23 protein-coding genes are annotated in these 24642 nt (G+C 40.4%); 10 read left to right on the top strand and 13 right to left on the bottom strand.

The genetic code is table 11. The annotated features are described in order from the left end of the window. The first annotated feature begins 45 nt into the window (after positions 1-45). The 4 genes from L8106_RS09310 to L8106_RS09295 all read left to right on the top strand — a co-directional run bounded on the left by L8106_RS09310 (position 46) and on the right by L8106_RS09295 (position 4627). Positions 46-1224, top strand: coding sequence for an RNA-guided endonuclease TnpB family protein (locus L8106_RS09310; protein WP_039895830.1), 1179 nt, complete (start codon positions 46-48; stop codon positions 1222-1224). A gap of 91 nt (positions 1225-1315) precedes the next feature. After that, positions 1316-2842 (top strand): UDP-N-acetylmuramoyl-L-alanyl-D-glutamate--2,6-diaminopimelate ligase, encoded by a 1527-nt coding sequence (locus L8106_RS09305; RefSeq protein WP_009784011.1) that lies wholly within the window; start codon positions 1316-1318, stop codon positions 2840-2842. A gap of 694 nt (positions 2843-3536) precedes the next feature. Next, entirely contained in the window at positions 3537-3755 is a 219-nt protein-coding gene (locus L8106_RS09300; RefSeq protein ID WP_050779096.1) for a hypothetical protein, read from the top strand. 257 nt (positions 3756-4012) lie between these two features. After that, positions 4013-4627 carry a hypothetical protein gene (locus tag L8106_RS09295; RefSeq protein ID WP_156803626.1) on the top strand — a complete coding sequence of 205 codons (615 nt, stop codon included), beginning with the start codon at positions 4013-4015 and terminating at the stop codon, positions 4625-4627. 25 nt (positions 4628-4652) lie between these two features. Here L8106_RS09295 and L8106_RS09290 read toward each other — a convergent pair whose 3' ends face one another. Further along, on the bottom strand, positions 4653-5138 hold the full coding sequence (locus tag L8106_RS09290; protein WP_156803625.1) for a hypothetical protein: 486 nt from the start codon (positions 5136-5138) through the stop codon (positions 4653-4655). Positions 5139-5144: 6 nt separating this feature from the next. Further along, a complete protein-coding gene (locus tag L8106_RS29495; protein ID WP_009784008.1) occupies positions 5145-6353 on the bottom strand; it encodes a tetratricopeptide repeat protein in 1209 nt (402 codons plus the stop codon). Between the two features lie 44 nt (positions 6354-6397). On the opposite strand from L8106_RS29495, the gene rimM reads away from it, so the two are divergent. Beyond that, positions 6398-7009 carry a ribosome maturation factor RimM gene (rimM, locus tag L8106_RS09280; RefSeq protein ID WP_009784007.1) on the top strand — a complete coding sequence of 204 codons (612 nt, stop codon included), beginning with the start codon at positions 6398-6400 and terminating at the stop codon, positions 7007-7009. An 11-nt stretch (positions 7010-7020) separates the two neighbouring features. Here the strand turns inward: rimM and L8106_RS09275 are convergent, their stop codons facing one another. The 3 genes from L8106_RS09275 to L8106_RS09265 all read right to left on the bottom strand — a co-directional run bounded on the left by L8106_RS09275 (position 7021) and on the right by L8106_RS09265 (position 9409). After that, positions 7021-7473: a nitrate reductase associated protein gene (locus L8106_RS09275; protein WP_009784006.1), complete on the bottom strand. Its 453-nt coding sequence runs from the start codon at positions 7471-7473 to the stop codon at positions 7021-7023. 110 nt (positions 7474-7583) lie between these two features. Further along, entirely contained in the window at positions 7584-8057 is a 474-nt protein-coding gene (locus L8106_RS09270) for a phosphate-starvation-inducible PsiE family protein (protein ID WP_009784005.1), read from the bottom strand. A 62-nt stretch (positions 8058-8119) separates the two neighbouring features. Beyond that, on the bottom strand, positions 8120-9409 hold the full coding sequence (locus L8106_RS09265) for a glycoside hydrolase (RefSeq protein WP_009784004.1): 1290 nt from the start codon (positions 9407-9409) through the stop codon (positions 8120-8122). Positions 9410-9615: 206 nt separating this feature from the next. On the opposite strand from L8106_RS09265, the gene L8106_RS09260 reads away from it, so the two are divergent. Both L8106_RS09260 and L8106_RS09255 read left to right on the top strand, forming a co-directional pair. After that, entirely contained in the window at positions 9616-10764 is a 1149-nt protein-coding gene (locus L8106_RS09260) for an ATP/GTP-binding protein (protein WP_009784003.1), read from the top strand. A 2-nt stretch (positions 10765-10766) separates the two neighbouring features. Next, positions 10767-11414, top strand: a complete 648-nt coding sequence (locus tag L8106_RS09255) for a DUF3226 domain-containing protein (protein ID WP_009784002.1) — start codon at positions 10767-10769, stop codon at positions 11412-11414. Positions 11415-11429: 15 nt separating this feature from the next. Here the strand turns inward: L8106_RS09255 and L8106_RS09250 are convergent, their stop codons facing one another. The 3 genes from L8106_RS09250 to L8106_RS29490 all read right to left on the bottom strand — a co-directional run bounded on the left by L8106_RS09250 (position 11430) and on the right by L8106_RS29490 (position 18071). Beyond that, positions 11430-11987: a sugar O-acetyltransferase gene (locus L8106_RS09250; RefSeq protein WP_009784001.1), complete on the bottom strand. Its 558-nt coding sequence runs from the start codon at positions 11985-11987 to the stop codon at positions 11430-11432. Between the two features lie 105 nt (positions 11988-12092). Next, positions 12093-12314: a hypothetical protein gene (locus tag L8106_RS09245; protein ID WP_009784000.1), complete on the bottom strand. Its 222-nt coding sequence runs from the start codon at positions 12312-12314 to the stop codon at positions 12093-12095. A 243-nt stretch (positions 12315-12557) separates the two neighbouring features. After that, positions 12558-18071: a PAS domain S-box protein gene (locus L8106_RS29490; protein ID WP_009783999.1), complete on the bottom strand. Its 5514-nt coding sequence runs from the start codon at positions 18069-18071 to the stop codon at positions 12558-12560. 456 nt (positions 18072-18527) lie between these two features. Here L8106_RS29490 and rnhA point away from each other — a divergent pair, with 456 nt between their 5' ends. Continuing rightward, complete coding sequence (gene rnhA / locus L8106_RS09235; RefSeq protein WP_009783998.1) at positions 18528-19292, top strand: ribonuclease HI; 765 nt, start codon at positions 18528-18530, stop codon at positions 19290-19292. Between the two features lie 5 nt (positions 19293-19297). Here rnhA and L8106_RS09230 read toward each other — a convergent pair whose 3' ends face one another. Genes L8106_RS09230 through L8106_RS09220 form a run of 3 tightly spaced genes read right to left on the bottom strand, consistent with a single transcriptional unit; the run spans position 19298 to position 21243 of the window. Next, positions 19298-19732 carry an NUDIX hydrolase gene (locus L8106_RS09230; protein ID WP_009783997.1) on the bottom strand — a complete coding sequence of 145 codons (435 nt, stop codon included), beginning with the start codon at positions 19730-19732 and terminating at the stop codon, positions 19298-19300. Between the two features lie 20 nt (positions 19733-19752). Further along, a complete protein-coding gene (locus tag L8106_RS09225; protein WP_009783996.1) occupies positions 19753-20205 on the bottom strand; it encodes a DUF3531 family protein in 453 nt (150 codons plus the stop codon). Between the two features lie 21 nt (positions 20206-20226). Further along, positions 20227-21243 (bottom strand): Sll0314/Alr1548 family TPR repeat-containing protein, encoded by a 1017-nt coding sequence (locus L8106_RS09220; RefSeq protein WP_009783995.1) that lies wholly within the window; start codon positions 21241-21243, stop codon positions 20227-20229. A gap of 155 nt (positions 21244-21398) precedes the next feature. Here L8106_RS09220 and L8106_RS09215 point away from each other — a divergent pair, with 155 nt between their 5' ends. Then, positions 21399-22055, top strand: a complete 657-nt coding sequence (locus tag L8106_RS09215; protein WP_009783994.1) for an ABC transporter ATP-binding protein — start codon at positions 21399-21401, stop codon at positions 22053-22055. Positions 22056-22121: 66 nt separating this feature from the next. Beyond that, entirely contained in the window at positions 22122-22814 is a 693-nt protein-coding gene (gene rsmG / locus L8106_RS09210; RefSeq protein ID WP_009783993.1) for a 16S rRNA (guanine(527)-N(7))-methyltransferase RsmG, read from the top strand. Between the two features lie 103 nt (positions 22815-22917). Here the strand turns inward: rsmG and L8106_RS09205 are convergent, their stop codons facing one another. Next, entirely contained in the window at positions 22918-23391 is a 474-nt protein-coding gene (locus tag L8106_RS09205; protein ID WP_009783992.1) for a BPTI/Kunitz-type proteinase inhibitor domain-containing protein, read from the bottom strand. A 202-nt stretch (positions 23392-23593) separates the two neighbouring features. Next, the gene (locus tag L8106_RS09200) at positions 23594-24595 is read right to left on the bottom strand and encodes an endonuclease/exonuclease/phosphatase family protein (RefSeq protein ID WP_009783991.1); all 1002 of its coding nucleotides are present in this window, start codon (positions 24593-24595) and stop codon (positions 23594-23596) included. Positions 24596-24642 lie beyond the last annotated feature (47 nt).

Below are 24642 nucleotides of genomic sequence, written 5' to 3'. Positions count from 1 at the left end.
ATGCCGACTGCCATACCTCACGATTTTTGTGATAAACTGTGAAACATGACTGAAAAAGCCTACCGATACCGCTTTTACCCGACTTCTGAACAGGAGAACCTGTTGAGGAGGACGTTGGGTTGTGTGCGTTTAGTGTACAACAAAGCACTAGCAACACGCACTGAGGCGTGGTATGAAAAAAAAGAACGGGTTGGCTATTCTCAAACTTCTTCAATGCTGACAAACTGGAAGAAAAAGGAAGAATTAGACTTCTTAAATGAGGTGAGCTGTGTTCCACTCCAGCAAGGATTAAGACATCTGCAAACTGCTTTTACCAACTTCTTTGCGGGTCGGGGAAAATACCCGAACTTCAAGAAAAAACGCAATGGTGGCAGTGCAGAGTTTACGAAGTCAGCATTTAAGTTTAAAGAGGGTCAAGTTTACATTGCAAAGTGCAAAGAACCTTTACCGATTCGGTGGAGTCGTCAACTCCCTAAAAATTGCGAACCATCTACCATTACGGTCAAATTAGATCCGAGTGGGAGATGGTTTGTTTCTTTGAGGATTGATGATCCAATGAATCAGAAGTTAGAGCCTGTCAAAAAACAGATAGGAATCGATCTGGGAATCACCAGTCTGTTCACCACATCTGACGGGGTTAAAGTTTCCAATCCCAAACATTTTAATCAGCTATATAAAAAACTCCGACTCGCTCAAAAGTCTTTTAACCGGAAAACTAAAGGTTCAAAGAATAGAGAGAAAGCCCGAGTTAAAGTTGCTCGTATCCAAGCTAAAATTGCTGATACTCGTCGCGACCATACTCATAAGCTAACCACCCAACTAATTCGTGAAAATCAAACGATAGTTGTTGAGGATTTGGCTGTGAAGAACATGGTTAAAAATCACCCTTACGGGTTCGCCAGAGTAATCAGCGATGCAAACTGGGGAGAACTTGTTCGACAACTCACCTATAAAGCGGAGTGGTACGGACGGGAGTTAATCAAAATAGATAGATGGTTTCCCAGTTCAAAACGATGTTCTAATTGTGGATACATCGCAGAAAAAATGCCGCTGAATATCCGGGAGTGGGATTGCCCTAAATGTAACTCTCACCATGACCGAGATCTCAACGCCAGTATAAACATTTTGGCGGCAGGACTTGCCGTGTCAGCCTGCGGAGCGACTGTAAGAGCTGAACAGAGTAAATCTGTTAAGCCAGGTGCTAAGAAACAGGAACCCAAATAGTGATATTTGGGAATCCCGCGCCAAAAACAAAGTGTTGGCGTCGGGAGGATGTCAAGCAAAGTTAAACCTAATTTATTGGTGAGGAGTTGTGATGAAATTAAAGGAGTTACTCGCAAAAGTTGCCGATTTGTCTGAGTTTAAACCCCATCCCGCTTTTGAGAAAGACGTTAAAGGGTTAGCAACCAATTCTCATGCGTGTCAAACTGGGGATTTATTTATTGGAATGCCGGGAACCCGAGTCGATGGCGGGGATTTTTGGCCGAGTGCGATCGCTAATGGTGCTGTGGCGGCGTTAGTGTCTCAACAGGCGGCGGAGAAGACTCCACAGACGTCAACTGAAAGCCCAGAACTTCCTTGTGTTATTCCCAGCGTCAATATGACAACCGCTTGCGCCCAAGTTGCGGCGGCTTTTTATGGTTATCCAGCCCAACAGCTTAAACTGGTCGGGGTTACGGGAACCAATGGCAAAACAACAACTACTCATTTGATTGAATATTTGCTGGAATGCTCAGACAAACCAACAGTCTTGTTTGGGACGCTTTATACTCGTTGGTTAGGTTCGCAGATTACAGCCGCTTATACGACTCCTTTTGCGGTGGAACTTCAACAAAAGTTAGCCGAGGCGGTGAAAGCGGGTTGTCAGTATGGCGTGATGGAAGTCAGTTCCCATGCACTCCACCAAGGACGAGTGTTGGAATGTCCCTTTGATGTGGCTGTTTTTACGAATTTAACCCAAGACCATCTCGACTATCACCAGACGATGGAGGATTATTTTGAGGCGAAAGCGTTGCTATTTAGTCCCCAGTATCTTCAAGGTCGAGCGATTATTAACGCTGATGATTCCTATGGAAAACGCCTAATTGAACGTTTAGAAGCGGATCGGGTTTGGAGTTATAGTATTAATGATTCTACGGCGGATTTGTGGGCTGCTCAACTCAGTTATGAACCCAATGGCGTCAAAGGAGTTTTGCATACGCCTCAAGGTGAAGCGGCTTTTGAGTTGCCTTTGGTGGGTCAATACAATTTATCGAATTTGCTGGCGGCTATCGGGGCGGGGTTGTCACTGGGCTTAGATTTGGCGACGATGATGGCAAAATTACCCGAGTTTTTGGGTGTACCGGGACGGATGGAACGAGTGCAGATTAGCTCTCAGCAGGATGTTAGTGTGATTGTTGATTATGCTCACACTCCTGATAGTTTGGAGAATTTGTTAAAGGCTTCTCGTCCGTTTATTCCAGGGCGAATGATTTGTGTATTTGGGTGTGGAGGAGATCGCGATCGCACCAAACGCCCGAAAATGGGCAAAATTGCGGCGGATTTAGCAGATGTGGTGGTGGTGACTTCTGATAATCCTCGCACCGAAGATCCCAATCGGATTCTAGAGGATATCTTAGCGGGTATTGATTTGGAGATCAAACCGATAGTGATGTGCGATCGCGCTCATGCCATTCAGCGTGCTATTGCTGAGGCGAAACCGGGTGATGGGGTGCTGATCGCCGGAAAGGGTCACGAAGATTATCAAATTTTGGGAACTGAGAAGGTTCACTTTGATGATCGCGAACAAGCCCGAGAAGCCCTTTTAGCGAAAGTCTCATTGGGTGAGTCTCCGGAATCATAAGCTAGTGATGTGAAGATCTGTAACAGTACGAATTGTTAGAGGTCCGTTAGCATGAGGTTTCCCGATTTTAAAGGATGGAGACTTGCCATTTCTGGAAACAATGGACATCAACAGCATCATTTCGGAGTTTATTGAGTGATGTTTGGGTTGCAAGTCTCCCCTTTCCTTCTCTCTCCATGTTTGATGAATGTGACAGTTGAGAAAGCTTCATACAGTTTCTATCTGAAGACAGATGACTTATATATGCTGTATGATAAGTTAGAATAGAGAGTAAAATCTTATTCTAAACGTTCTACTCTTTGCGGCTGTTAGTTCACGAATGGAAGTTGAAACTAATCTCTAGTTTAGTAGAAACTTGTATCAATACTTTTTGATGTAATTTCTACCCAAACGAGCAAAGAGAAAAAGATTTTTAAAGAGATCAGGGAGCAGAACCTATTTAGGCATAGAAAATAATAATAATCTATTATTCTCTGTATAGATGAAGGTTTATTTCATCTATAAAGCCTAATTAAAGAATCAAAAAGCAGACCTATTTTAATCTCAAATTTTATGTTGACAGCATAAGTCTAAACATATAACTTGAGTTTAAATTAGAAACAAAGATAGGAAAACCTATCACACGAACTAAAATAAAACTTGGGGATAGGGTAAGAAGTTGTTGTTGTTAAAAAGCCGATAGGGCAAGTATGTTATGGAAACTGTATTAATTTGCTACTTTTTGATTGCTTTAGCCGCTTTTGGGATGTGGTTTATCGTATTTTTGAATGACTCGACCACTCCTCTTAATGACCGCACATCCTGGGTTGTTTTAGTGCTGGCTTCTCTCTGTTGGCCGATAACAATTCCAACCTCTATTGCGAAACTAACATCCACAGGGAATAAAGTCCAGAGTGTATCGATAGAGGAGTGAATTAGAACGGGTCAATAAGACAGTAATTGTGGTATATAAATAAGTTCAGGTTTTCACATTGACTCCCAGTTAACCCTCAATAACATGGGAGTTTTTTAGATCAAGACGAGAGTTATCTCGAATTCTACTCAGGGTGCTAATCTCAATCCTTCAATTGATGTCAAAAAGAAGAAGAATTGATCTAGAGTAATTGAGAAGAAATGGAGATCAAAGATTAACAAAAAGGTTTTCTATCCTGAACAAATACTCAAAACTTTATGAATCTCATATTAGTGATATACTGTGTTGGTGGCTTGGCGAGTTTCTCAGTTTGGTTTAGTTTCTTTGTTCGTGATTTTACGACTCCTCTCACTCACCTAAATTCCTGGAAAATGTTGCTACTAATGACTATTTTATGGCCGATTGTTGTTCCAATTTCGTGGATAGAGTTAATGTTTAAAAATAAAACAACAAAGCCAAGTCTAAATACTTCATTACCCCTGAATCCTTTACCTTTAGGGTATCTTTTGAAGAAAGCAGGTTTGATTTCAGAATCTCAGCTTATTCAAGTATTAGATGTTCAGCAAACCGCCCATAATTATATGAGAATCGGAGAAATTATCGCTAGTTATGGATGGTTGAAGCAAGAAACAATAGATTTTTTTGCAGACTCTTTAATCAAAATCAGAATCCAGCCTCAGCAGCCGATTGGACAATATCTTAAATCCGCAAAACTTTTGAATGATCTGCAAATTGAGATGATTTTAAACGAACAGCATCAGACGAATTTACGTTTTGGAGAAATTGCGATTAAGAAAGGATGGGTTCAACCGCAAACGATTAATTTTATCTTAGATTATTTACAGCATAAATCTTCAGTTTTTTTGAGTTAACATTGAAAGAATATTTTTCTTACATCTATTTTATCTGAGTTTCAGTATGATCTTGCTCTGTTTGAGAAGATAATAAAGTTTGAGATGATATTTTATGAATATTGTCTTGGCTAACTTGAATAGAATATTGCAGGTCATTGACAACAGCTTGAGCTTCTGATAAGCTTTGATTAAGATGAGAGATAGTATCTTGTTTCATCCCCTGAATATTTTGCTGAATGTGTTTAAATTTTTGAATCGACATTACAAATAAAACTAAAACACTGGTCACAGTTGAAGTGGAAACTAAAACAGCAATGACAATCCAAGTATTCACAAAGGGAGTAATGCGGCGAACACTGGGATAAACTTCATTTTGAATTTCGGTGAGAGTGGAACGGTTAGTGCTGATCAAAGGCTCAGAAATAGATGTAGCTAAAACTGAATTTTGAAAACTCACAGAAACCGTTATGATCAATCCAAATAACTGACTCAATTTAATCATATCATCAATCAATAGATTATTAATCACTAACAATTAACTTTGAATTTGGATTAATTGTTGAAATCTTTCATCATTAACAAGAGATTCCAAATCCGTTTCTTTCTGGGCTAAATTGCGGACAACAGTTGGTTTGATACTCATCGCTCGCTCTAAGCTTTCGAGAGCCAAGTCTACTTGATTTTGAACGCCATAACACCGAGCCTGATTATACCAAATCAAATAAAATTCAGGATTCAATTGAGCCGCTTTTTGATAAGAATCAATCGCTTCTTCATACCGTTGAAGTTGTGCTAAAGCAAATCCTCGATTATTCCAAGCATCAACATAATTCTCTCGAAGACGAATCGCTCGTTCATAGGATAAAGCCGCAGCTTCGTAATATTTTAACTTCCCTAACGCCACACCCCGATTATTCCACGCATCCGCATATTCTGAGCGCAATTGTAAAGCTTGCTCATAGGAGGCGATCGCTTCGTGATATCGTTGAAGTTTAGTTAAAACAACACCGCGATTATTCCAAACTTCTACCCCCTGAGAATCAAGTTGTAAGGCGCGATCATAAGCTTGAACGGCTTCATCATAACAGCCTTGAGTAAAAAATTTATCCCCTTGTTTCGCGTAATCTTGAGCCAGTTTTAAATTTTGTTGACTATTAGGAGAAATGGGTTGAGGAAGTTGAAGATGGGGTGGGGTTTTCAGAGACTCTAACGAGCGATCAACCTCAGCATTTTGGTCTTTAAGATGAGATAAAAGTGTCTGAGCTTCAGAAAGCATGATTTCTAGTTGAGATAACGCATCCGCTTTTAAACTGTCGATTTCCTGTTGAGCTAAAATCGTTTTTTGGCTTAACTGAGCTAACATAAACCAAACCCCCGCAGCCGCTAATGTGGGCATCACTAACAACAGAATTAACAATAAGTTAATCACTGAAAGTTTGTGACGAAAAGCTTGATCCACTTCGGCTTGAATCGAGTTTTTGATCTCTTGTTGTTCGCTCAAGCGGGGAATTTGTGCAACCGGAAGAATGGTTCGTTGTTCCAGCAATAATGAAATTGGAGTCGCAAAAGAGAGTCTCGGAGAGAATATAATTGATAAAATGAGAATCCAACCCCCAAAGGTAAACTGATTTGGAGTTGGATGAGCTTGTTGACGAACTCGTAAAAGGAATAACAGGATCGCTATCGAGCCTTTTATCTTTTTTACTGATGACCGTGAACTCCAAAGTAGAACACCTGCTCCCATAGATTCATTCAGTTTATTTAGCCTGTGAGTGTAGAAATCTTATCATGTCTGAGTGGATTGAGATTGGTAAAATTGTCGCCGCCCAAGGATTAGATGGTGAAGTTCGGGTTAACCCCAATACTGACTTCCCAGAACGATTTTTGGAACCGGGGACACGTTGGCTATTGCAACCTGGACAATCTGAACCCCAACCGATAGAACTTCTTGAGGGACGTCAGATTCCGGGAAGAAGTCTGTATGTGCTGGAATTGGAGGGAATTGAAAATCGAGAACAAGCCGAAGCATTGCGAAATAGCACGTTATTTGTATCTAAAAGTGATCGCCCTCATTTAGAAGAGAATGAATTTTATTTGGTGGATTTGATTGGCTTGGAAGTGTTTAATCAACTGACTAAAGAAGTGATTGGTGTTGTGATTAGTTTGGTTCCGGCGGGAAATGATTTGTTAGAAGTTGAACTTTATTCATCGACTTTAGAACCTTCAGAAATTCCTTTAGATCCCGATCAATCTTCTGCTGATGTTTCTCCCACTCGTCGCAAAAAACGTAAGTCGAAACCCAAAACTGTTTTGATTCCGTTTGTCAAAGAAATTGTTCCTGTGGTGGATTTAAACAAAAATCGAGTTGAAATTACACCTCCGGTTGGATTGATTGAGTAAAGGTTGAGGAATTAAACGAGATTAAATTCTTTGATTGCGGGTAGAAAGTTGTGATTTTCGTGACTTGGACGACTGAGTTTAATTAGTGCAAATCGCTGAAGTGGTGTTAAATTTTGCCAGTGTTGAAGTGTGAGTTTAACGCCGACTTCTTCAGCTTTTTGTTGAACTGTTTCGGGGATGTTATTTGTCTCTAACCACGCTGGATTTTCCTCAATGGGTAAGTCTTTTAAGGGAATGTCGGTGTATTTATCGGCGAATTGTTGTAAGAGATTTTGATAACTTTGGATTTCTTCTGGGGTTGTCGTGGGTTGTTTGACTAATATTTGACGTTCAGTTTGGGGAAATTGATTCCAATGGGCTAATTTTAATTTCACTCCACAGGTATCCAGTTTATAGCGAACAATCATCGGAATACAGCGCAAAGAGGAGACAAAATCATCTTCAAATTCAAAAAAATATGTCACTTTTATTTCTCCATTAAATAAATTTAATTGTATATTATAGCGTAATAATTGATGATTTTATTGGCTGTAACCTGTTTATTTGTAAGAGTCTGAATCGTTTCAAGATTAGATTAATGATCATTGTCACGATTAGCATTTGTCCGACGAATAATCCAATAACTAATCGACAAAGCAAATAAAGCTAAAGCTAAACCCATTAAATCCACTCCACTTTTCTTGTCTAGATTAAAGAGAATGATTTTTCGCGCCACCGCAATTAAAGAAGTAACAATGACTAATTCGACTTGAATAACGTGTTTTCTAAGATAAGCCGAAATATTCTCTAAAAGTTCAAGTGCAATTAACAGATTTAAAAATAATCCAAAAATTTCAAATAGAGTATTTTTAAAGATTAGATCTGGATCAAAAAGTAACTCTTTGAATAAGAAAACCATTAAATGACCCGTCGCCGAGATGATCAAAGCCACCATCGCCAAAGACAGAATTTTGGAGATGATGACCTCAATATCTTCTATGAAGTCAATGAATTTTTCATCACTTGACCAGAGACGGAATAGCCAAAATCTTTTTTTGAACTGCCCCATGATTTAGAAACATCTGAAAAACTTAATTCAGATTGTAGCGGTATTCTTGTCTTTCTATCAAGCTATTGACGAACCGTTTCACCCATTAAATCTTCCGCCCAGGCTAAACACTGATTGGCTTGTTGCGCCCAAAACTCCGAACCCCAATACACAAAACAACTGGTTTCACACAATAATAGCGCTCGCTCTTGTTCATCAGAGAGGGATGAATTGCTTGATTGTCGGCGAGAAGCACAGGCTTGACTCAAGCGTTCAACCGCTTTCAAAACTCCCTGGCGTAAGTCTCCTTCATTCCAACTTTGATGTCCACCAATCCAAGACCCCCCAGTTGCTTTGAGGCGAACTTCTGTACTGGGATTGTGACCAATGTAAGAATCAATATACTGGCTAACGGTCATAAAGGCAATATCCGGCCAGTGTTGTGACTCTCGAAATAACGGAACAAAAGAATTTCTAAAATACTCAAACATCATAACGTTGCCATTTTCACCATCAGATGTCGGGACAACTAAAGGCGGAATTTTAGACTCTTTTAGAGTATTTCCTCGATAGCGAATATCTTGAATACATCCATCAGTATTTTGACCACTTTGTTGGCGAATTCCCATATCGGTATCACGCACCACACAGAGAATTCGTTCTGATTCTCCCCCCGATTCCACGACTAACCAATGGACTCGATTTTCGACTTCTGGGGTACTCCAATCACTCGGATATTCTAGAGCAGAATGAGGCAGAATAATCCACTCATATCCACATTTTTTGAGTAACCGAATTAATCGCAATGCTTCTGCTGGATCACCTGTCATTCCCATTTCTGGAAGCCAAAATCCCCGAATCTTTGCAAGTGCATCTGTTCCAAATAAATCTGCAAAAACTCGCCGCCATTCCATGATTTGGGCTTCGTGATCTCGTTCAGGAGTAGCGGGAAAATAACAATGACTATAAGCCGTTCCCGTAAATTCAACCGCTTCGGAATGTTCGCTTAAAACTTCTCTCCATAAGCCAATTACATCCCCCATCATTTCTCCATCTACTTCGAGATGAGCAAAATGACCATTACTTGAAAGTTTGGCTAATTCTTCTAACAAAACTCCTGAATAATCAACCATTATTCTAGGATTTAAACCTTCGGATTTGAGATTTTTTACATAACGAGCCGGATTTTTGTAAGCTTGAGCAAACCATCGAGAATTCCAACTTTCTTCAGAATTAGGTTCGCTGTTGAGCATTTTTTCTAAATTCCCAATCAGTTTTGCATCTGAACCTTGACCTACCCAAATCGGCGGTTGGTGCATATGCAGCCAAGGAACAAAGACAGCGAGAGGATTAGCAGTTGTATTCGATGACATGAGTAATATTTATTTTATTTTTGGACTCTCAAATAGGTTAACGTATATTGACTACAATTGCATCTTTCTCTCAATTTATTTAACGTTTTCTGATTTGAGTCATTTTTTGAGAAAAAAGACGATCATTATAAATTCTATTATAGTAGAGTGATCGCTTATCCTATTAATTTGTTAAAATCTCACTATAGTCTTGAGGTGGCAGAATTATGTTGAAGACCCTAAAAATAGAAAACTTTCGAGGTTTTCAGTCCTTTGAACTTCAGTCACTCGGTCGAGTTAATCTGTTGGTGGGTGAAAACAATAGTGGAAAAACATCTATTTTAGAAGCAATTCAATTTCTATTGTGTTCTCGAACTAATCTTGAGCCTCTATTTAAAACAATGATTGAAAGAGGAGAATATTCTTTAACAAGAGATAACATAAGAACTGAAACAGAACTTGAGATTCGTCATCTTTTTCATGGACATGATATTGATATTGATAGCCAGTTTTCAATTTCAAGTCTGGATGAAAGTGATCACAAAAAAGTTACTATCTCAATACATTCAATCCCATCTACTTCCGAATTAGAACCTGATTCCGAATCAGATGAGCAGTTAAGTTATGAAAATTTATCCGCTAATGATTCAGTTGAATTGGTTAAACTGGGTTTTAATATTCGGTGGAATTCCGAAAATCAAGAGTCAGAAAATTGGGAGCGGCCTTTATCTTCTAATGGAGGTTTGTCTGACCGATATATTCGCATGAATCGATTGCGTTTATCTAATAAAAACATAAACTCTGTAACACAATTTATTACCTCTTCGTCTTTATCTATTGAGATGATGATTGAACTTTTTGAAGATATTGTATTAACTTCTGAAGAGAAACTGGTGTACGAAGCACTTCAAACAATTGAACCTACAATTGAACGTATTGCTTCTATTAGTTCTAAAATCTACAGATCTTCAAGTTCACGGGGTGGTTTTGTTGTACTCCTTTCTGACAGAGAACAACGGATACCAATTGGAAGTTTAGGAGATGGAATTTGGCGAATGTTAGGACTTTCACTGGCGTTAGCCTCTGTCAAAGGAGGAGTTTTATTAGTCGATGAAATTGATACCGGATTACATTATTCTACGATGTCTGATCTGTGGAAACTGATTTGGGAAGCTGCAAAAAAACTAGATGTTCAAGTCTTTGCAACAACCCATAATAGTGATTGTTGGACGAGTTTAGCCAGCATTGCCAGTCGAGAAGATGCAACAGAAGATGGAATTACAATTCATCGCATTGAACGAGGCAAAGAAAAAAGCGTTGTCTTTACCGAAAAAGAAATCGTTATGGCTGCGGAACGGGAAATTGAGGTGCGTTAAAAATGGAAAAAATACACAAAAATTTGCTTTTAGTTGAAGGCGAACAGGATAAACGAACGATACCTTATCTAATAGAAGCAAATGGAGTGAATTGGGGAACAAAAAACAATCCTGTTGTTTATATTGATGTCTACGGTGGTGATACACAACTGATCGATCCTGTGTTAATTTCTACGGAACTTAAAGCGTCTGGACGAGTGGCACTGGGAATGATTGTTGATGCTGATGATAACCCTTTAGGACGCTGGCAAAGTGTCAGAAACTCCTGTCTTTCCAGTATTCCCGATCTTCCTGAAAATCTTCCTGAAACCGGACTGATTCATAACACTTCCGATGGGATTAAATTTGGAGTTTGGATCATGCCGGATAACAAAATGCGAGGAATGTTAGAGACATTTTTAGCTTATCTGGTTCCCGATGGAAGCGAACCCCTTTGGAAATACGCTCAAGAAGTTGCGAAAGAAGCAAAGAATAAAGGCGCAGTTTACAAAGATGTTCATTGTGATAAAGCCTATATTTACACCTGGCTAGGATGGCAAAATCCACCGGGACGACCTCCACATAATGCCATTATGGAATGTATTTTAGACCCGCAACATCCCCAAGCACAAACGTTTGTAAGTTGGTTTAAAATATTGTACAATTTATAATGATAAATAACAGTTTTAAGATAACTCTCGAATCACTCGACAAGGATTTCCAACTGCCACAACATTTGCAGGAATATCTTTCGTCACCACACTTCCGGCTCCAATCGTTGTATGATCTCCAATTGTTACCCCCGGACAAATAATTGCATTACCCCCAATCCAAACATTATTCCCAATTTTAACCGGGGTAGCGAGTTCTTTTCCCGTTAATCGCATTGTCGGATCAATGGGATGATGAGCGGTATAAATTTGAACGTAGGGAGCGCAAAGTAAATTATCTCCTAAATGAACCGTATGACAATCGAGAATTACACAACCAAAGTTCATATAAAGATTATCTCCGGCATATATATTACTCCCATAATCGCAATAAAAAGGCGGAGTAATAACCGCATTTAAACCAATTTTACCGAATAATTTTTGGATTAGCGTTTGGCGGTGTTCGAGTTCAGTTGCAGGTGTTGCATTATACAGGCGAGTCAATTCATCGGCTCGTTGATGCTCCGTTGTCAGTTCAGGATCACTCCCTAAATAGAGTTCTCCTGAGAGCATTTTTTGTTTTTCGGTCTTCATTTCTACAATACTACATCAAAACCCCTATATAGAATTGAGAAGGAAAGAGTACCTAATCTTTCCCCCTATTTTGGCTACAATAAAGTTTGATTAATTCTGATAATTTTATTCGTGAGTTTCCGATTGACGATCAAATACAAGAACAAATGAGGCTTGCGGACTGAGTTGTTTCAAACGCTTTAAATGTCCCTCTGCATTTGAACGACTGCGAAATCTTGCTACAACTGTCTGTTCGAGGTCAGGAAGCAAACGAGCGATCGCCCAAGTATTGAGACGATCTCGGTATGCACTCACCTCTGGGTTTGAGGTGACATTGTTTTGTGGCATGATTTATATTTGTCCGTAAGGAGTACAATCGGGGACGGTAGTAACTCTCTTGGCTTGTTTGTATGCTAATATCCCTATTGCCCTTATTAAACTGCACACTGCTACCTTTTGTAAAGAGTTAACGCTAAAACTTAATGCTTTCTGGATTTGAGAGCCAGAACAGAGCGAGTAGGACTAAATGATTGATGGGGAGGTGGGGAGGTGGGGAGGTGGGGAGGGCCACCTTACTCAATATTAATCCCTTTACGGATTGATTAAATCAAGAATTGCCTGAATTAAAATCTGCGGTTCAACCGGCTTAGAAATATGCTGGTTAAAACCGGATCGATACGCTTTTTTAAAATCAGCTTCTGCCGCATAAGCAGTTAAGGCAATTGCAGGCATTTGTTTGTCCGATTCATTCTTATATAATGAGCGGATTTGCTTGATTAACTGATAACCATCCATTCCCGGCATCCCAATATCACTAACTAAAATATCGGGAGTCGAATTCATAAATGCTTTTAAACCTTCAGGTGCTGAAGTCATTGCCGTCACGGTTGCACCTGCTTGTTCTAACATCATCGAAAGACACTCACGGGTATCGGCTTCATCCTCAACAATTAAAACTTGAACTCCCTGTAAACACTGACCATTAATCGATCTCGCATTTGTGATTTTGTCAGAGTCTAAAAATTTACCCTCAAGGGGAAGTAAAGGTAATTTAACGGTAAAAGTAGCCCCTTTTCCAACGCCAGGACTCTCCGCTTGCACCGTTCCGCCGTGCATTTCAGTAATATAATGAACAATTGCTAATCCTAACCCTAAGCCACCAAACTTGCGTGTCGTTGTTCCATCTTCTTGACGAAAATAATCAAACACATAAGGTAAAAACTTGGGATTAATTCCTTTTCCGCGATCTTGTACCCGAATTTGAGCCTCATTTCCTACAGATTCTAAATAAATATCCACTTGTCCGCCAGTCTCACTAAATTTCACCCCATTGGATAGTAAATTCCAGACAATTTGTTGAAGACGACCCGCATCTCCTAACACCTTTCCAACTTGAGTATCTAAGTGAGTTCTAATCTCAATCGACTTCGCTTCTGCCGCTAGACGAACCGTTTCAATTGCAGAAAGAATCACAACAACCAGATCAACCGACGAGCGATTTAACTTCAATTTACCGCGTAAAATCCGAGAAACATCTAATAAATCATCAATCAACTGAACTTGCAACTTCACATTACGCTCAATCGTCGTTAAAGCCTGATGAAAAACTTGATCATCGACCTTTTGGCGCTGAAGCAAATTCGCCCACCCGAGAATTGGATTTAACGGCGATCGCAACTCGTGAGACAAAACCGCCAAAAATTCATCTTTGATGCGGTTAGCAGCCTCAGCTTCTTCTCTGGCAGACCGTTCACGGGCTAGAAGTTGTTCTCGTTCAGCTTCAGCTTGTTTGCGTTCCGTCACATCCAAAAACGCTCCAATTACCCCCCGCACCTTGCCCAGTTCGTTTCGCAAGGGAACGGCTTTACCGTAGATATAGCGCACTTCGCCACTGTCAAACACAAACTCTAATTCTCCTTCAACCTCCTCACCTGTGCGTCCCGCCCGTTGCATCGGTAAATCGTGAGGGGGAATCTCTTTGCCATTTCTTTGTTGCTTAAACGGTAAGTAGTTCTTTCCATCCGGCGAAGTCGCAGTGGTGATCGAACCGGGAGAGGTTCGCATCAGTTCATAGGCACTTAAGTTGGCAGTCATCTGATGACAATTGCGATCGTGGGCGATCCAAATCGCTGCGGGAACCGCTTCCATCAAGATTTCTAATTCTTCAGCCCTGGCTTTAGCTGCGGCCTCACTGTCCCGTAAAGCCTCCTCAGCTTGTTTGCGATCGCTAATATCGCTAAAGGAAACGGCTACACCATCTTCTAACTTAACCGCCATATTGTGGAACCAACCTGTAATCCCGTCAGCGTCGTATAAAATCTCAATATCGTGAGGTTGACCTGTTTCCACCACTTGAATGTAGCGATTAAACAAATTGGTATTGAGTTGACTTCCGGGTAATACTTCTAAAAGTCGTTGACCGATGATATCTTCCGCCGAACGTTTGACCGCTTCTGCGGCTTTGGGGTTAATATAAATAAACTCAAAATCAATAATTTGTCCGGTTTCATCCCGTACACTTTTGAGAATGGTAAACGCATACAGCGACAACTCTTGAGCCACCCGAAATTGTTGTTCACTGCGTCGCAGAGCGGCGGCAACTTGTTTACTGGTGGTAATATCTTCAGCAATGCCAGCGATACGCCGAACTTCACCTTGTTCGTTGGGAATGGGAAAAGAGCGATCGCGTATCCACCGCATCGAACCATCGGGACGAATAATGCGATATTCTTGGCTAAATTGATCCTGAAATCCTTGTTCAAAAAAAGCGATTCTGACTCGCTGTTGATCTTCGGGATGAATTGCCTCTAGCCAGTTGTAGGGATTGGTATAAAGGCGATCGCAAGAATGTCCCCAGATGTGTTCATAGGCTGGACTCACATAAAGAATCTGCACATCTTTCACATCCATGATCCAGAAAACATCTTCGACATTTTCCGCCATTTGCCGAAATCGTTCTTCACTTTGCCCGAGGGCAATTTCTGCTCGTTTACGATTGTCTACATCAGTGATCGTCCCTACCCATTCTTGAACCGAACCTTCTGAGTTCAATAACGGGATTCCTTTGGCTTCAAAGTAGCGATAATTTTGGGTTGCAGCATTCCAGATCCGTCCTTCAGATTGATAAATCGTTTTGTTGTCTCGGGCTTGTATCCAGATCGACTGAACTCGCGCTTGGTCTTCAGGATGAATTGCTTCTATCCAACCCCAATTTTGATATTCACTCCAACTTTGTCCGGTGTAAATTTCCCAAGCGGGCTGAGGTTGAATAAAGTGACCTTCGGGATTAACCGTCCACACAATAGAACTCAAAATAGAAACCAGAGAGCGATAACGTTGTTCACTCTGGCGTAGTGCTTCTTCGGTTTGTTTTAAGTTGGTAATGTCAGTAATCAGCGCATAAAATCCCTTGACAGTACCATTGTTTGCAATATCGGGAATATATTGACGACGAACATAACGGGGGCCACCCTCAAAGGGCATCCAGAGTTCAACGGTAACGGGTTTTCCTGCCAGGGCGGACTCGACATTCAGTTTCATATACTGATAAGCCGTTTCCCCAATAAATTCTGCCAGATGCTGACCGATAATCTTTTCAGGCGGATATCCAAACCAATCCCGATAAGCCCGATTAACAAAGCGAAACCGTTGCTCTCGATCAACATAGGCGATTAAAGCCGGGACTGCATCGGTAATTAAGCGGAGTTCTTCTTCCCGTTGTCTGAGGGCGGCTTCGGCTTGCTTACGTTCGGTGATATCCCGCACAAAGGCTTGCCAACGGCCATCGGGTAAAATCTTGGTACTGATTTCAACGGGAACGTCAGTGCCATCTTTTCTGATTAACTTCCATTCTTCGACGTGGGTATTCCCGAGGAGTAAAGATTGCTTCATTGCTGCGAGTCGAGGCTGGTCTTCACTCGGAATCAGTTCACTGATTTGTTTGCCAATCAGTTCTTCTCGCCGATAACCCAATAAGTCACAGGCGTTATTATTGACATCGATATAGGTGCCATCGATCTCGGCAATCAATACGGCATCGGGTGCTTGTTCGATCAGGGCGCGAAATCGTTCTTCACCTCGTCTCAGAGAGAGTTCAGCCTGTCGTTGAGCGGTAATATCTCGAAACACAGCAACGGCCGCGACAATCTCTCCCTGTTGATCACGAATCGGGGCGGAATTAACGTTAATAAAGATACTATCTCCATCCGCTCGGAGAATGGAAATTTCTTCCCCTAAAATGACTTCGCCTGTTTTCAGCGATCGCAGTAGGGGATATTCCGAGGCTTGATAAGGCTGTCCGTTGGGATGAAACCCGGTAAAGGTAATCGTTTGAGCGTAGGCATCTAACTCTAAGTCCAGGGGGTACGAGTAGCCGAGTATCTGTTCGACTTGTTGGTTGGCGAGAACTAATTTTTGGGTAGCCTCATCTGCAATCAGCACTCCGGCAGGCATTTGTTGTAAGATGGCATTCATCCGAGAGCGTTCGGTTTCGAGTTGTTGCAGAAGTTGTTCTCGTTCGGCTTCGGCTTGTTTGCGTTCGTGGATGTCTGTGGTGGTGCCAATCCATTTAATTACGCGACCGACTTCATCTTTGAGGGGGGCTGCACGACCGATAAACCAACGGTAAACTCCGTCATGGCGACGGTAGCGAAATTCGGCTTCAAAAAATCCTCCTTGCTGTTTGGCTTCTTCCCAGGCTTGCTGTAAGTGAGGATAGTCATCGGGATGATTGATTTGTTGTAAGCCTTTAGAGTTGAGTTCTTCTAGGGTTAACCCTGTATATTCTATCCAGCGAGAGTTGACAAAATCGGTTTGTCCATTGCTGTCGCAAGACCAGATAAAGTCGGGAACGGCGTCGCTGAGGGTTCGATAGAGGGTTTCACTGCTTCGGAGTGCGTTTTCGGCTTCTTTTAAGTTGGTGATATCTCGCGACAGACAGAGAATTTGTTCGACTTGTTGTTGTTTTCCAAAGATCGGGGTGACAATCACATCCCACCATTTAGATTGACCTTTTTGAGTCGGACAATAGCCTTGAAAACGACTGGTTCCTCCGACTTTTGCGAGGTGAATGGCTTTTTCGGCTTTGGGATGATCTCGATCTTGCCAAAACTTTACCCAAGGTTGATCCAAAAAGGGTTGGAGATCATGGATTTCTAGTATGAGTTGTCCTCCGGAGTTCATTGAAAGCAGTCGTCCTTCTAAGTCTAATACTTTGATACAGTCGGCGCTACTTTCGATAATCCGACGGTTAAATTCTTCGCTGGATTGTAGTTGGGTTTCGATTTTTTTGCGTTCGCTAATATCTCGAAAATAGATCGAAATTCCTTCAACTGACGGGTAGGCGTTGATTTCTAAATAGCGATTCAGGCTTGGGGAGAAAGCTTCTAAATAAAGGGGGGTTTGTTCCTTCATCGCTTGACGCAATTGTTCGGCTTCGGGATATTCTGCTTCGGCTACAAATACATCTTTCCAGAGTTGTTTTCCGAGTAGTTCTTCGCGAGAATATCCGAATAAACGGGCCGCTTCTTGATTGACGTAGGTATAACAAAAATTGCGATCTAAGGCGACAAAAGCATCGGTAATTCGTTCTAAGATATTAGAGGGTGTTTCGGGGTTAATGGGTGCCTGTGCAGGGGAAGGGATTTCTATCAGGGTTCCCAACACACCTGCTACTTGACCGATTTGATCCAAAATTGGGCTGTAGGAGGTTTTAAAATAACCGTGTTTTTGTTCAATAAATGACTGTTGATTGAAGTCTTGATTTTCACGACAAATCGCTTCTCCTGTTGTTAAAATGTGTTGTATGTCTGAAGCAATGATCTGATCTAGGTTTGGATAGCAAGATTTTAAAGGTTGACCTAAAGTTAAAGTCGGCTGAATATTAGTAAAAATTGAACGACAAGCATCATTATAGAGGAAATGTTTTTCATCTCCCCACAGGATAAACATTGGATGACAAGCGTTTAAAATTAGATTTAAAATGGTTTTAAGCTGTACAGACCATTGATCCACTGCACCCAGAGGAGTTTGTTGCCAATCCTGCGATCGCATAATTTCACTCATTTTACTGAGACTAAAAAATGGATCGGGTTGTGTTGCTGTCACTGTTTTTTTTCCTCCTGGCGAAGCCAATATTAATCGATGTTGTTATATTTTAATCCAAAATTCTGATTTAAAAAATTAATAAATTCGTTAAAACAAAGTTAATTTTAGGTCAAGTTTGAACTCAGCTATGAATATAAAGTTACCAGTCCTAAAAGATGAATAACTGAAAGATATCACAATTTTTTTACTCCCCAAAAAACTTTTAATTCAGGATTTTTAGTTTAGAACTCAAACCAAAGCCGGGAATTTGCATCCTCCATTTCAGGTGATCAATTCATCATTGATCATTTTGTTGATTAAGGTTATATTTTAGCTTAAGATAAATAATAGCATTGACATCTCTATCTGGAGATAGATTCAGATCCGCAATATTTTTGTATAAGCAGATGTGCAGTTGCATCTTAGAATAAAAAGAGCAGTGATGCTGTATAGACTGCATTGACTCAAAAAAAGATTATGTCTCAACTGAATGGAATGACCGATCACCGCTTGTCTGAACCTGTACATCAATCCTCTCCTATCGAGAATGCTGAGTTTTTAGCAGAAATTGAAGCGACACCGCCAGAATATCGATCCAATCTTTTAAAGATGATGCGGTTATATCGGGAGAGTGTAACGCAAAATTTGACGGTTCTGCCAAAAAATAAACCCCAACCCAAACCTACTCAAACTTTAGCGTCTCATCAGTCGGTTCAAGAGATTCAAAACACTCCAGAAAATTCATCAAAACTTCAAGAAGTAATATTGTATACTGATGGGGCTTGTCAGGGAAATCCGGGGCCAGGTGGTTATGGGATTGTGTTAATTCGTGGAGATCATCGAGAAGAATTATCGGGGGGTTTTCAGTTCACAACCAATAATCGCATGGAAATGATGGCGGCGATTGTTGGACTGGAAGTTTTAGATAAAAAAAGTAAAGTTAAGCTTTATAGTGATTCTAAATATGTGGTTGATGCAATTGAAAAAGGGTGGGCAGAACGTTGGCAAGCTAATGGCTGGAAACGAAATAAAAAAGAATTAGCCATGAATCCGGATCTTTGGGAACAGTTACTAAAACTTTGTTCACAGCATCAAGTAAAATTTGTTTGGGTCAAAGGTCATGCAGGAAATCGCGAAAATGAATGTTGTGATCGCCTAGCAGTTCAAGGCTGTCAACAGCAAAATCTACTGCAAGATGTAGGCTATGAAAATCCAGAGATGCAGCAAATTTCGTTGTTTTAAAAATGCTATTTTGGGTTTACACAATATTCAAGAAAATTTTCAGGATAGAGGGTTAATTCACCGGATAGAATGCGTTCAAGCGGAACCCAAAGTGCTGTTTTTTCTCGTTTTCCTTCCTTAAAGGTGAGTTGTTCGATCTGATAGAATTTCGGATCTGCAAAGTCACATTTATAAAGTTGAATAATCTCATGTCCAGGTTTTTCCTGGTGAACAAAGATACTTTCTAAGCAACCCAAATACTGAATATTAGTCAGGGTTGCTTGGATTTCTTCTAAGAATTCTCGTTGTAAAGCGTCTCGACTCTGTTCGCCAAAATCTACACCTCCTCCTAAAGCCCGATAAAAGTTTTCTTGTTTGACTGAATCGTAACCTTGGGATAAAAACAAGCGATTTTGATCTTGAATTAATCCTAAGGCTAAGACTCGAATTTTCTTAGACATGAATTCACCCAATACAATGATTAGTTATAATCTGCTAAACTTGAATTTCTGTACTCTTCATTAATCGGCCAATCTTCATTTTCTCCACCAATAATTAATTCTTCAATAGTGACATATTCTTGACTCAGTTGCTTGAAAGCACTAATCAAAATATCAAGAGAAAAAACATCACTGGTGCCGAGATCAAACCAACATCTTACCCACACTCCTTCGTATTCTATTTCTCCCATATTGTGCATGAGTGCCATCATATTACTCTGGGCATTATCTAGATCATAGGTCATGTAGTTGATATCGACTCCACTCTCTTGAACTTGTAGATTTTCTGCGTTAAACCCACCTAATTTTCCGAGGAGAAACCAAGAATCAAACACTTCTTCAATATACTGACGTTCAGTCATAGAAGGAACGGTACTAAATTTAAGCCAAATCCAGATATCAAAAGGATTACATTCGCGAAATTTAACTTCCATAAAATTACTCGTTGATCGGGTTTATAAAGTGGGCATTTGTTCTCTTGTTGGCCCCCACGAACTATTCGTTTCTCTGATTGTATCTCGCATTGGATCACAAGCACGACTTTGATTATCAATGCGGTTCAGATTTTTGCATTGTTCATAAAAAATTTGTGCGACTATTTTTTTCGGGAGTTGTTGGGGTTCGGCTAAGGCTGCTTGAAAGCTTTCTTGGGCTTCTGTTAAAGTCAAGGGGCTATTATTGCGTTTGGCAATGGAGTTGAGGAGTTGAGCTTTGATATACAGAAGTTCAGGATTTTCTGGCACATCTTTGATCGCTTTGTTGATGAATTCTAAGGCTGTTTCATGTTGGTCTAAATCTCGATAAGCGAGCGCTAGACCTCGATAAGCCAGATGACGCGGACTTCCATAGTCAACGAGTTTTTGAATTGCCGCTTGAGTATCAGAAAACGGCAGATTTAGAGCTAAAAATAAATCCATGTAACCTCGAATGAGATTCAATTCAGGATCAGTTGCATCAATTTGAGCGGCTGCATCCATGTGTTTGAAAACATCCTGAAGCATATCTAGGGCAACGGGCGCACCTCTAAGCGTTCCTTTTGTGGCTAAAATATAAGCACCATCTAAGAAATACGCGATCGCAATATATAGATTACTTCTTAATAAATCACGACTTTCTAGAGCTTTTGCAGCCACCATTGTTTGGTCAGCATAGGTTTTCACACCTTCTAAGTCTTGCTGTTGGTAAGCTAAAGAAGCAAGCAAGGCGTAAATTATCGGTTCATCTGCTTCTTGAGATACCGCTTGTTCGAGATACCATTGAGCATTTTGATAGTTTCCTTGTTCAAACATTGCCTTGAAAGCGGCTTCTGTATTTTCTCCAATTTCTCGGGCTTGATCTCCTTCTCGAAAGGGGTCGGCTGCCCAGACTGGAATAATGGATAAGCTCAGGAAAAGGACAGTGGTACTCGCTGTTACGGCACTGATTTTTTGCCAAGTTGGAGTTAAATATTTTAACCAAGAAGCTGCAAACATAAGGATTAATTTTCGAGTAATGACAACAGTAAATAATGAATTATTGACGGTAGAATAAAAGAACTTGTTCCACAAGAACTGGTCAGCAGATGTTATGATTTTGAGGAACTGGGTTTAACAGTTTACTAACTTTCAAATTTTAGCTTTTTTCCCCGATGCTTTATCTCAAGAATATACTTTATCATCCGCCCGCGACTCCTGTACCTATCCTAAAAGACATTAATTTGGAACTCGCACCTCAGCAAATGGGGTTGATTGTGGGTCGCAGTGGATCGGGTAAAAGTACGCTTCTTGAAATTTTAGCGGGTTTGGCTGAAAAAACAAGGGGAGAAATTTGTTGGCGAGATCAGGTGTTAACATCTGAACACTTACAACAGTTAGCAGGTTTGGTGTTTCAGTTTCCGGAACGACATTTTTGTGGGGGAACGGTTTTGGAGGAATTACGCCTCGGACACCCCGAGTTAGGACTAGAACAGGTCAATCATGCGTTAAATGAGGTGGGATTGGGTCATATATCCCTGCAAAATCCACCGCATTCGTTAAGTGGAGGACAGCAACGACGCTTGGCTTTGGCGGTACAATTAATTCGTCAACCGCATTTGTTGATGTTGGATGAACCGACAGCGGGGTTGGATTGGTCAATGCGACAACAATTGGTGAGTTTATTAGCGAAGTTAAAAAACCATTGGACGTTGTTGATTGTGACTCACGATGCTGCTGATTTGATCGGGGTTGCTGATCAGTGCTGGACGTTGAATCATGGAGATTTACAATGCCTAGATCCGGATGCGGCTTGGGAAAAAATATCATGAGTTGGTTCTCAATAAACATCCCTTTTTTTGATTAAAATTAATAATATTTTTGCAGTTTAATTAACAATGAATGATCCTGAAATCCCGATTATTCCTGATAGAGATTCGGTTTGGTTAGAAACTTTAAATTGGCAACCGACGGCAGCCCAAAACCAACAGTTTCAATGTCTCTATGAGGAGATATTAACGGGAAATCAATCTCTCAATTTAACTCGAATTACTCAACCTGAAGCGTTTTGGGAAAAACATTTATGGGATTCTCTGGCGGGAATTGCACCGCTGTTGAGAGGAGAATGGGATTTTGCCTCAACTGTTGAAGTGATTGATATTGGAACCGGGGCAGGTTTTCCGGGTTTACCTGTGGCGATTGCATTCCCTAAAAGTTCGGTGATGTTGTTAGATAGTGTCCGCAAAAAAATCACTTTTTTAGAGTCTTTGATTGCTGATTTAGAGATTAAAAATTCAAGCTTGTTTGTCGGTCGTGCTGAACAGGTTAATCAACAGTTAAAGTTTAAAAATAAGTATCATTTGGCTTTGGTTCGGGCGGTGGCTGCGGCTCCTATTTGTGCAAAATATGCTTTACCTTTTTGTCAGAAAGGAGGTCGAGCGGTGTTGTATCGCGGACATTGGACTGTGGAGGAAGAAAAAGAGTTAAACTCTGTTTTGAAGGGTTTAGGCGGTGAAATTGAGTCGGTGAGAAGCTTTACAACACCCTTGACTCAGGGGGATAGAAATTGTGTTGATATCAAGAAGTTGTAAGGTTTTATTCTTGTTTATTTCGGTTCTAAAAAAGATCGGATTTTTAATATTAAACCCGATCTTTGGTTGGGGTTAAAGAGCGTTAAAAGCGGTCAGAACAGGATTATTGTTGAGCTTTGATAATGCAGGTTTCTTGACAATCTTCTAAGGCTGTGAAATTATTTTCATTTCCTTCACAACCGCCAAAGGAGAAGGGAACACACTCATTACCATCAAACGCATATCGACTAAAATCGGCTTGACAAGTACCACTTTGTATCGGTTGAGCGCAAATTTGTTCAGGTGTATTCGCTTGATCTACACGTTTGGATTCACCGAGACAAGTTTGTTGACAATCTCCGAGGGTCATAAAGTTATTTTCATTCCCTTCACAACCACCAAAGGAGAAGGGAACACACTCATTACCATTAAACGCATAGCGGTTAAAACTGGCTTGACAAGTTCCGGCTTCAATGGGTTGACTACACATTGGTTTCGGTTCAGCAAAAACTTCTTGAGGGAGTAGCAAACTACTGGAAATGATGATCGCGATCGCTAATGAAATTGTGGTGATCAGCTTAATTATTTGTTTGATCATTATAGCGTTTGAGAATAGGTTCACCTCCAACCTTAGCAGAGAGTCAGGATACAATTATCAAGATTTTAACTATTTTGAGACTTCGGTTGTATTCACCGGACAAGCCGGACTTGCATCGACTTATTCGACTTTGCGAACTTTGCGAATGAGGGTGATTTATTTTTCCCGATGCACAATACTACCTCCTAAAACTGCTAACTTTTTACTTTTCTAGTTTAATAGTCGTGACAACTTGAGCGTGGTCAGATTGCCATTTTTCGACATCTTCATAACTCAAGGTTTCATCAATTAAATGATCATTGAGGATGGAAACATATTCCACTTGACCCAAACGACTTGGATTTTGAGCCACCCATTCTTCACTGACTAAAATATGATCAAGAGCTTGATAATAGCCGTTGTAAATATGAGTGTAATAAAAATCTCCATAACTTTGACGAGCTTGAATATCTTTAACACTATAGAGTAAAGTATCCCAAATTTCTTTCTTTTTCTCAAAGGGAAGTTTTTCCCAAGGGGGTTGTCCCGTAATAATTTGAGTTGTGACGGATAAACCGCTATCATTGACATCACCCATAATGATAACGGGATGTTGTCGATTTTTTAAGGTTTCCATCAAAATCATGCGTAATGCTGTGGCTTCTGTTGCTCGTAAGATTAACGCTCTGGCGGCTCCTTTAGCTTGTTCAACGGGATCATTTTTATCTGCATCTGCGGGTAAAATGGGGCGTTTTGACTTTAGATGAACTACAAAAACAGTGCATTCAAGGCTATCACTAATTTGTAGTTGGGCTGAAAGGATAGGTCGAGAAAATTTATCTAAGGGGATATCTTTATCATTGATTTCTAAACGAGCTTGCGGGGGAAAATCTTCATAAACTTGATGATTTAAAATCGGAAAACGAGAAACCAGTCCAACTAAAGGTCTGAGTTGTTCGGGGTTATAGCTTGCTGGATAGCCGACGACAAGGTGAGCGTTTTCATAGGATTTTATGTTTTGTACAATCTCTTTTATTGCTTGTTCGTGAAAGAGTTCTTGAAAGCCCACAATGTCAGCATTCATTCGTTCGAGTTGTCCTGTTATCCAGGTTTTCTTTTGAGCGTAGACTTCGGTAGAATATTTATTTCTATCATAGTAAGTGACATTGGGCAACACTAAATTATACAGGTTAAATGTAGCAACTTTGAAGTTTTTAGGCGGCATAATGGGTTAGAAATGAACGATAGTTTTAATTGTTTTTAAGCTTAATT

Source organism: Lyngbya sp. PCC 8106 (assembly GCF_000169095.1).
Lineage (GTDB): Bacteria > Cyanobacteriota > Cyanobacteriia > Cyanobacteriales > Microcoleaceae > Capilliphycus.
The sequence above is the reverse complement of the archived record's forward strand: the minus strand, read 5'-3'. Positions and strand labels throughout refer to the sequence as shown.

Bases quoted from the DNA above. Each gene is read 5' to 3' on its own strand.
- L8106_RS09310 (WP_039895830.1), top strand. From the start codon at position 46: ATGACTGAAAAAGCCTACCGATACCGCTTTTACCCGACTTCTGAACAG.
- L8106_RS09305 (WP_009784011.1), top strand. From the start codon at position 1,316: ATGAAATTAAAGGAGTTACTCGCAAAAGTTGCCGATTTGTCTGAGTTT.
- L8106_RS09300 (WP_050779096.1), top strand. From the start codon at position 3,537: ATGGAAACTGTATTAATTTGCTACTTTTTGATTGCTTTAGCCGCTTTT.
- L8106_RS09295 (WP_156803626.1), top strand. From the start codon at position 4,013: ATGAATCTCATATTAGTGATATACTGTGTTGGTGGCTTGGCGAGTTTC.
- L8106_RS29495 (WP_009784008.1), bottom strand. From the start codon at position 6,353: ATGGGAGCAGGTGTTCTACTTTGGAGTTCACGGTCATCAGTAAAAAAG.
- rimM (WP_009784007.1), top strand. From the start codon at position 6,398: ATGTCTGAGTGGATTGAGATTGGTAAAATTGTCGCCGCCCAAGGATTA.
- L8106_RS09270 (WP_009784005.1), bottom strand. From the start codon at position 8,057: ATGGGGCAGTTCAAAAAAAGATTTTGGCTATTCCGTCTCTGGTCAAGT.
- L8106_RS09265 (WP_009784004.1), bottom strand. From the start codon at position 9,409: ATGTCATCGAATACAACTGCTAATCCTCTCGCTGTCTTTGTTCCTTGG.
- L8106_RS09260 (WP_009784003.1), top strand. From the start codon at position 9,616: ATGTTGAAGACCCTAAAAATAGAAAACTTTCGAGGTTTTCAGTCCTTT.
- L8106_RS09255 (WP_009784002.1), top strand. From the start codon at position 10,767: ATGGAAAAAATACACAAAAATTTGCTTTTAGTTGAAGGCGAACAGGAT.
- L8106_RS09250 (WP_009784001.1), bottom strand. From the start codon at position 11,987: ATGAAGACCGAAAAACAAAAAATGCTCTCAGGAGAACTCTATTTAGGG.
- L8106_RS09245 (WP_009784000.1), bottom strand. From the start codon at position 12,314: ATGCCACAAAACAATGTCACCTCAAACCCAGAGGTGAGTGCATACCGA.
- rnhA (WP_009783998.1), top strand. From the start codon at position 18,528: ATGTCTCAACTGAATGGAATGACCGATCACCGCTTGTCTGAACCTGTA.
- L8106_RS09230 (WP_009783997.1), bottom strand. From the start codon at position 19,732: ATGTCTAAGAAAATTCGAGTCTTAGCCTTAGGATTAATTCAAGATCAA.
- L8106_RS09225 (WP_009783996.1), bottom strand. From the start codon at position 20,205: ATGGAAGTTAAATTTCGCGAATGTAATCCTTTTGATATCTGGATTTGG.
- L8106_RS09220 (WP_009783995.1), bottom strand. From the start codon at position 21,243: ATGTTTGCAGCTTCTTGGTTAAAATATTTAACTCCAACTTGGCAAAAA.
- L8106_RS09215 (WP_009783994.1), top strand. From the start codon at position 21,399: ATGCTTTATCTCAAGAATATACTTTATCATCCGCCCGCGACTCCTGTA.
- rsmG (WP_009783993.1), top strand. From the start codon at position 22,122: ATGAATGATCCTGAAATCCCGATTATTCCTGATAGAGATTCGGTTTGG.
- L8106_RS09205 (WP_009783992.1), bottom strand. From the start codon at position 23,391: ATGATCAAACAAATAATTAAGCTGATCACCACAATTTCATTAGCGATC.
- L8106_RS09200 (WP_009783991.1), bottom strand. From the start codon at position 24,595: ATGCCGCCTAAAAACTTCAAAGTTGCTACATTTAACCTGTATAATTTA.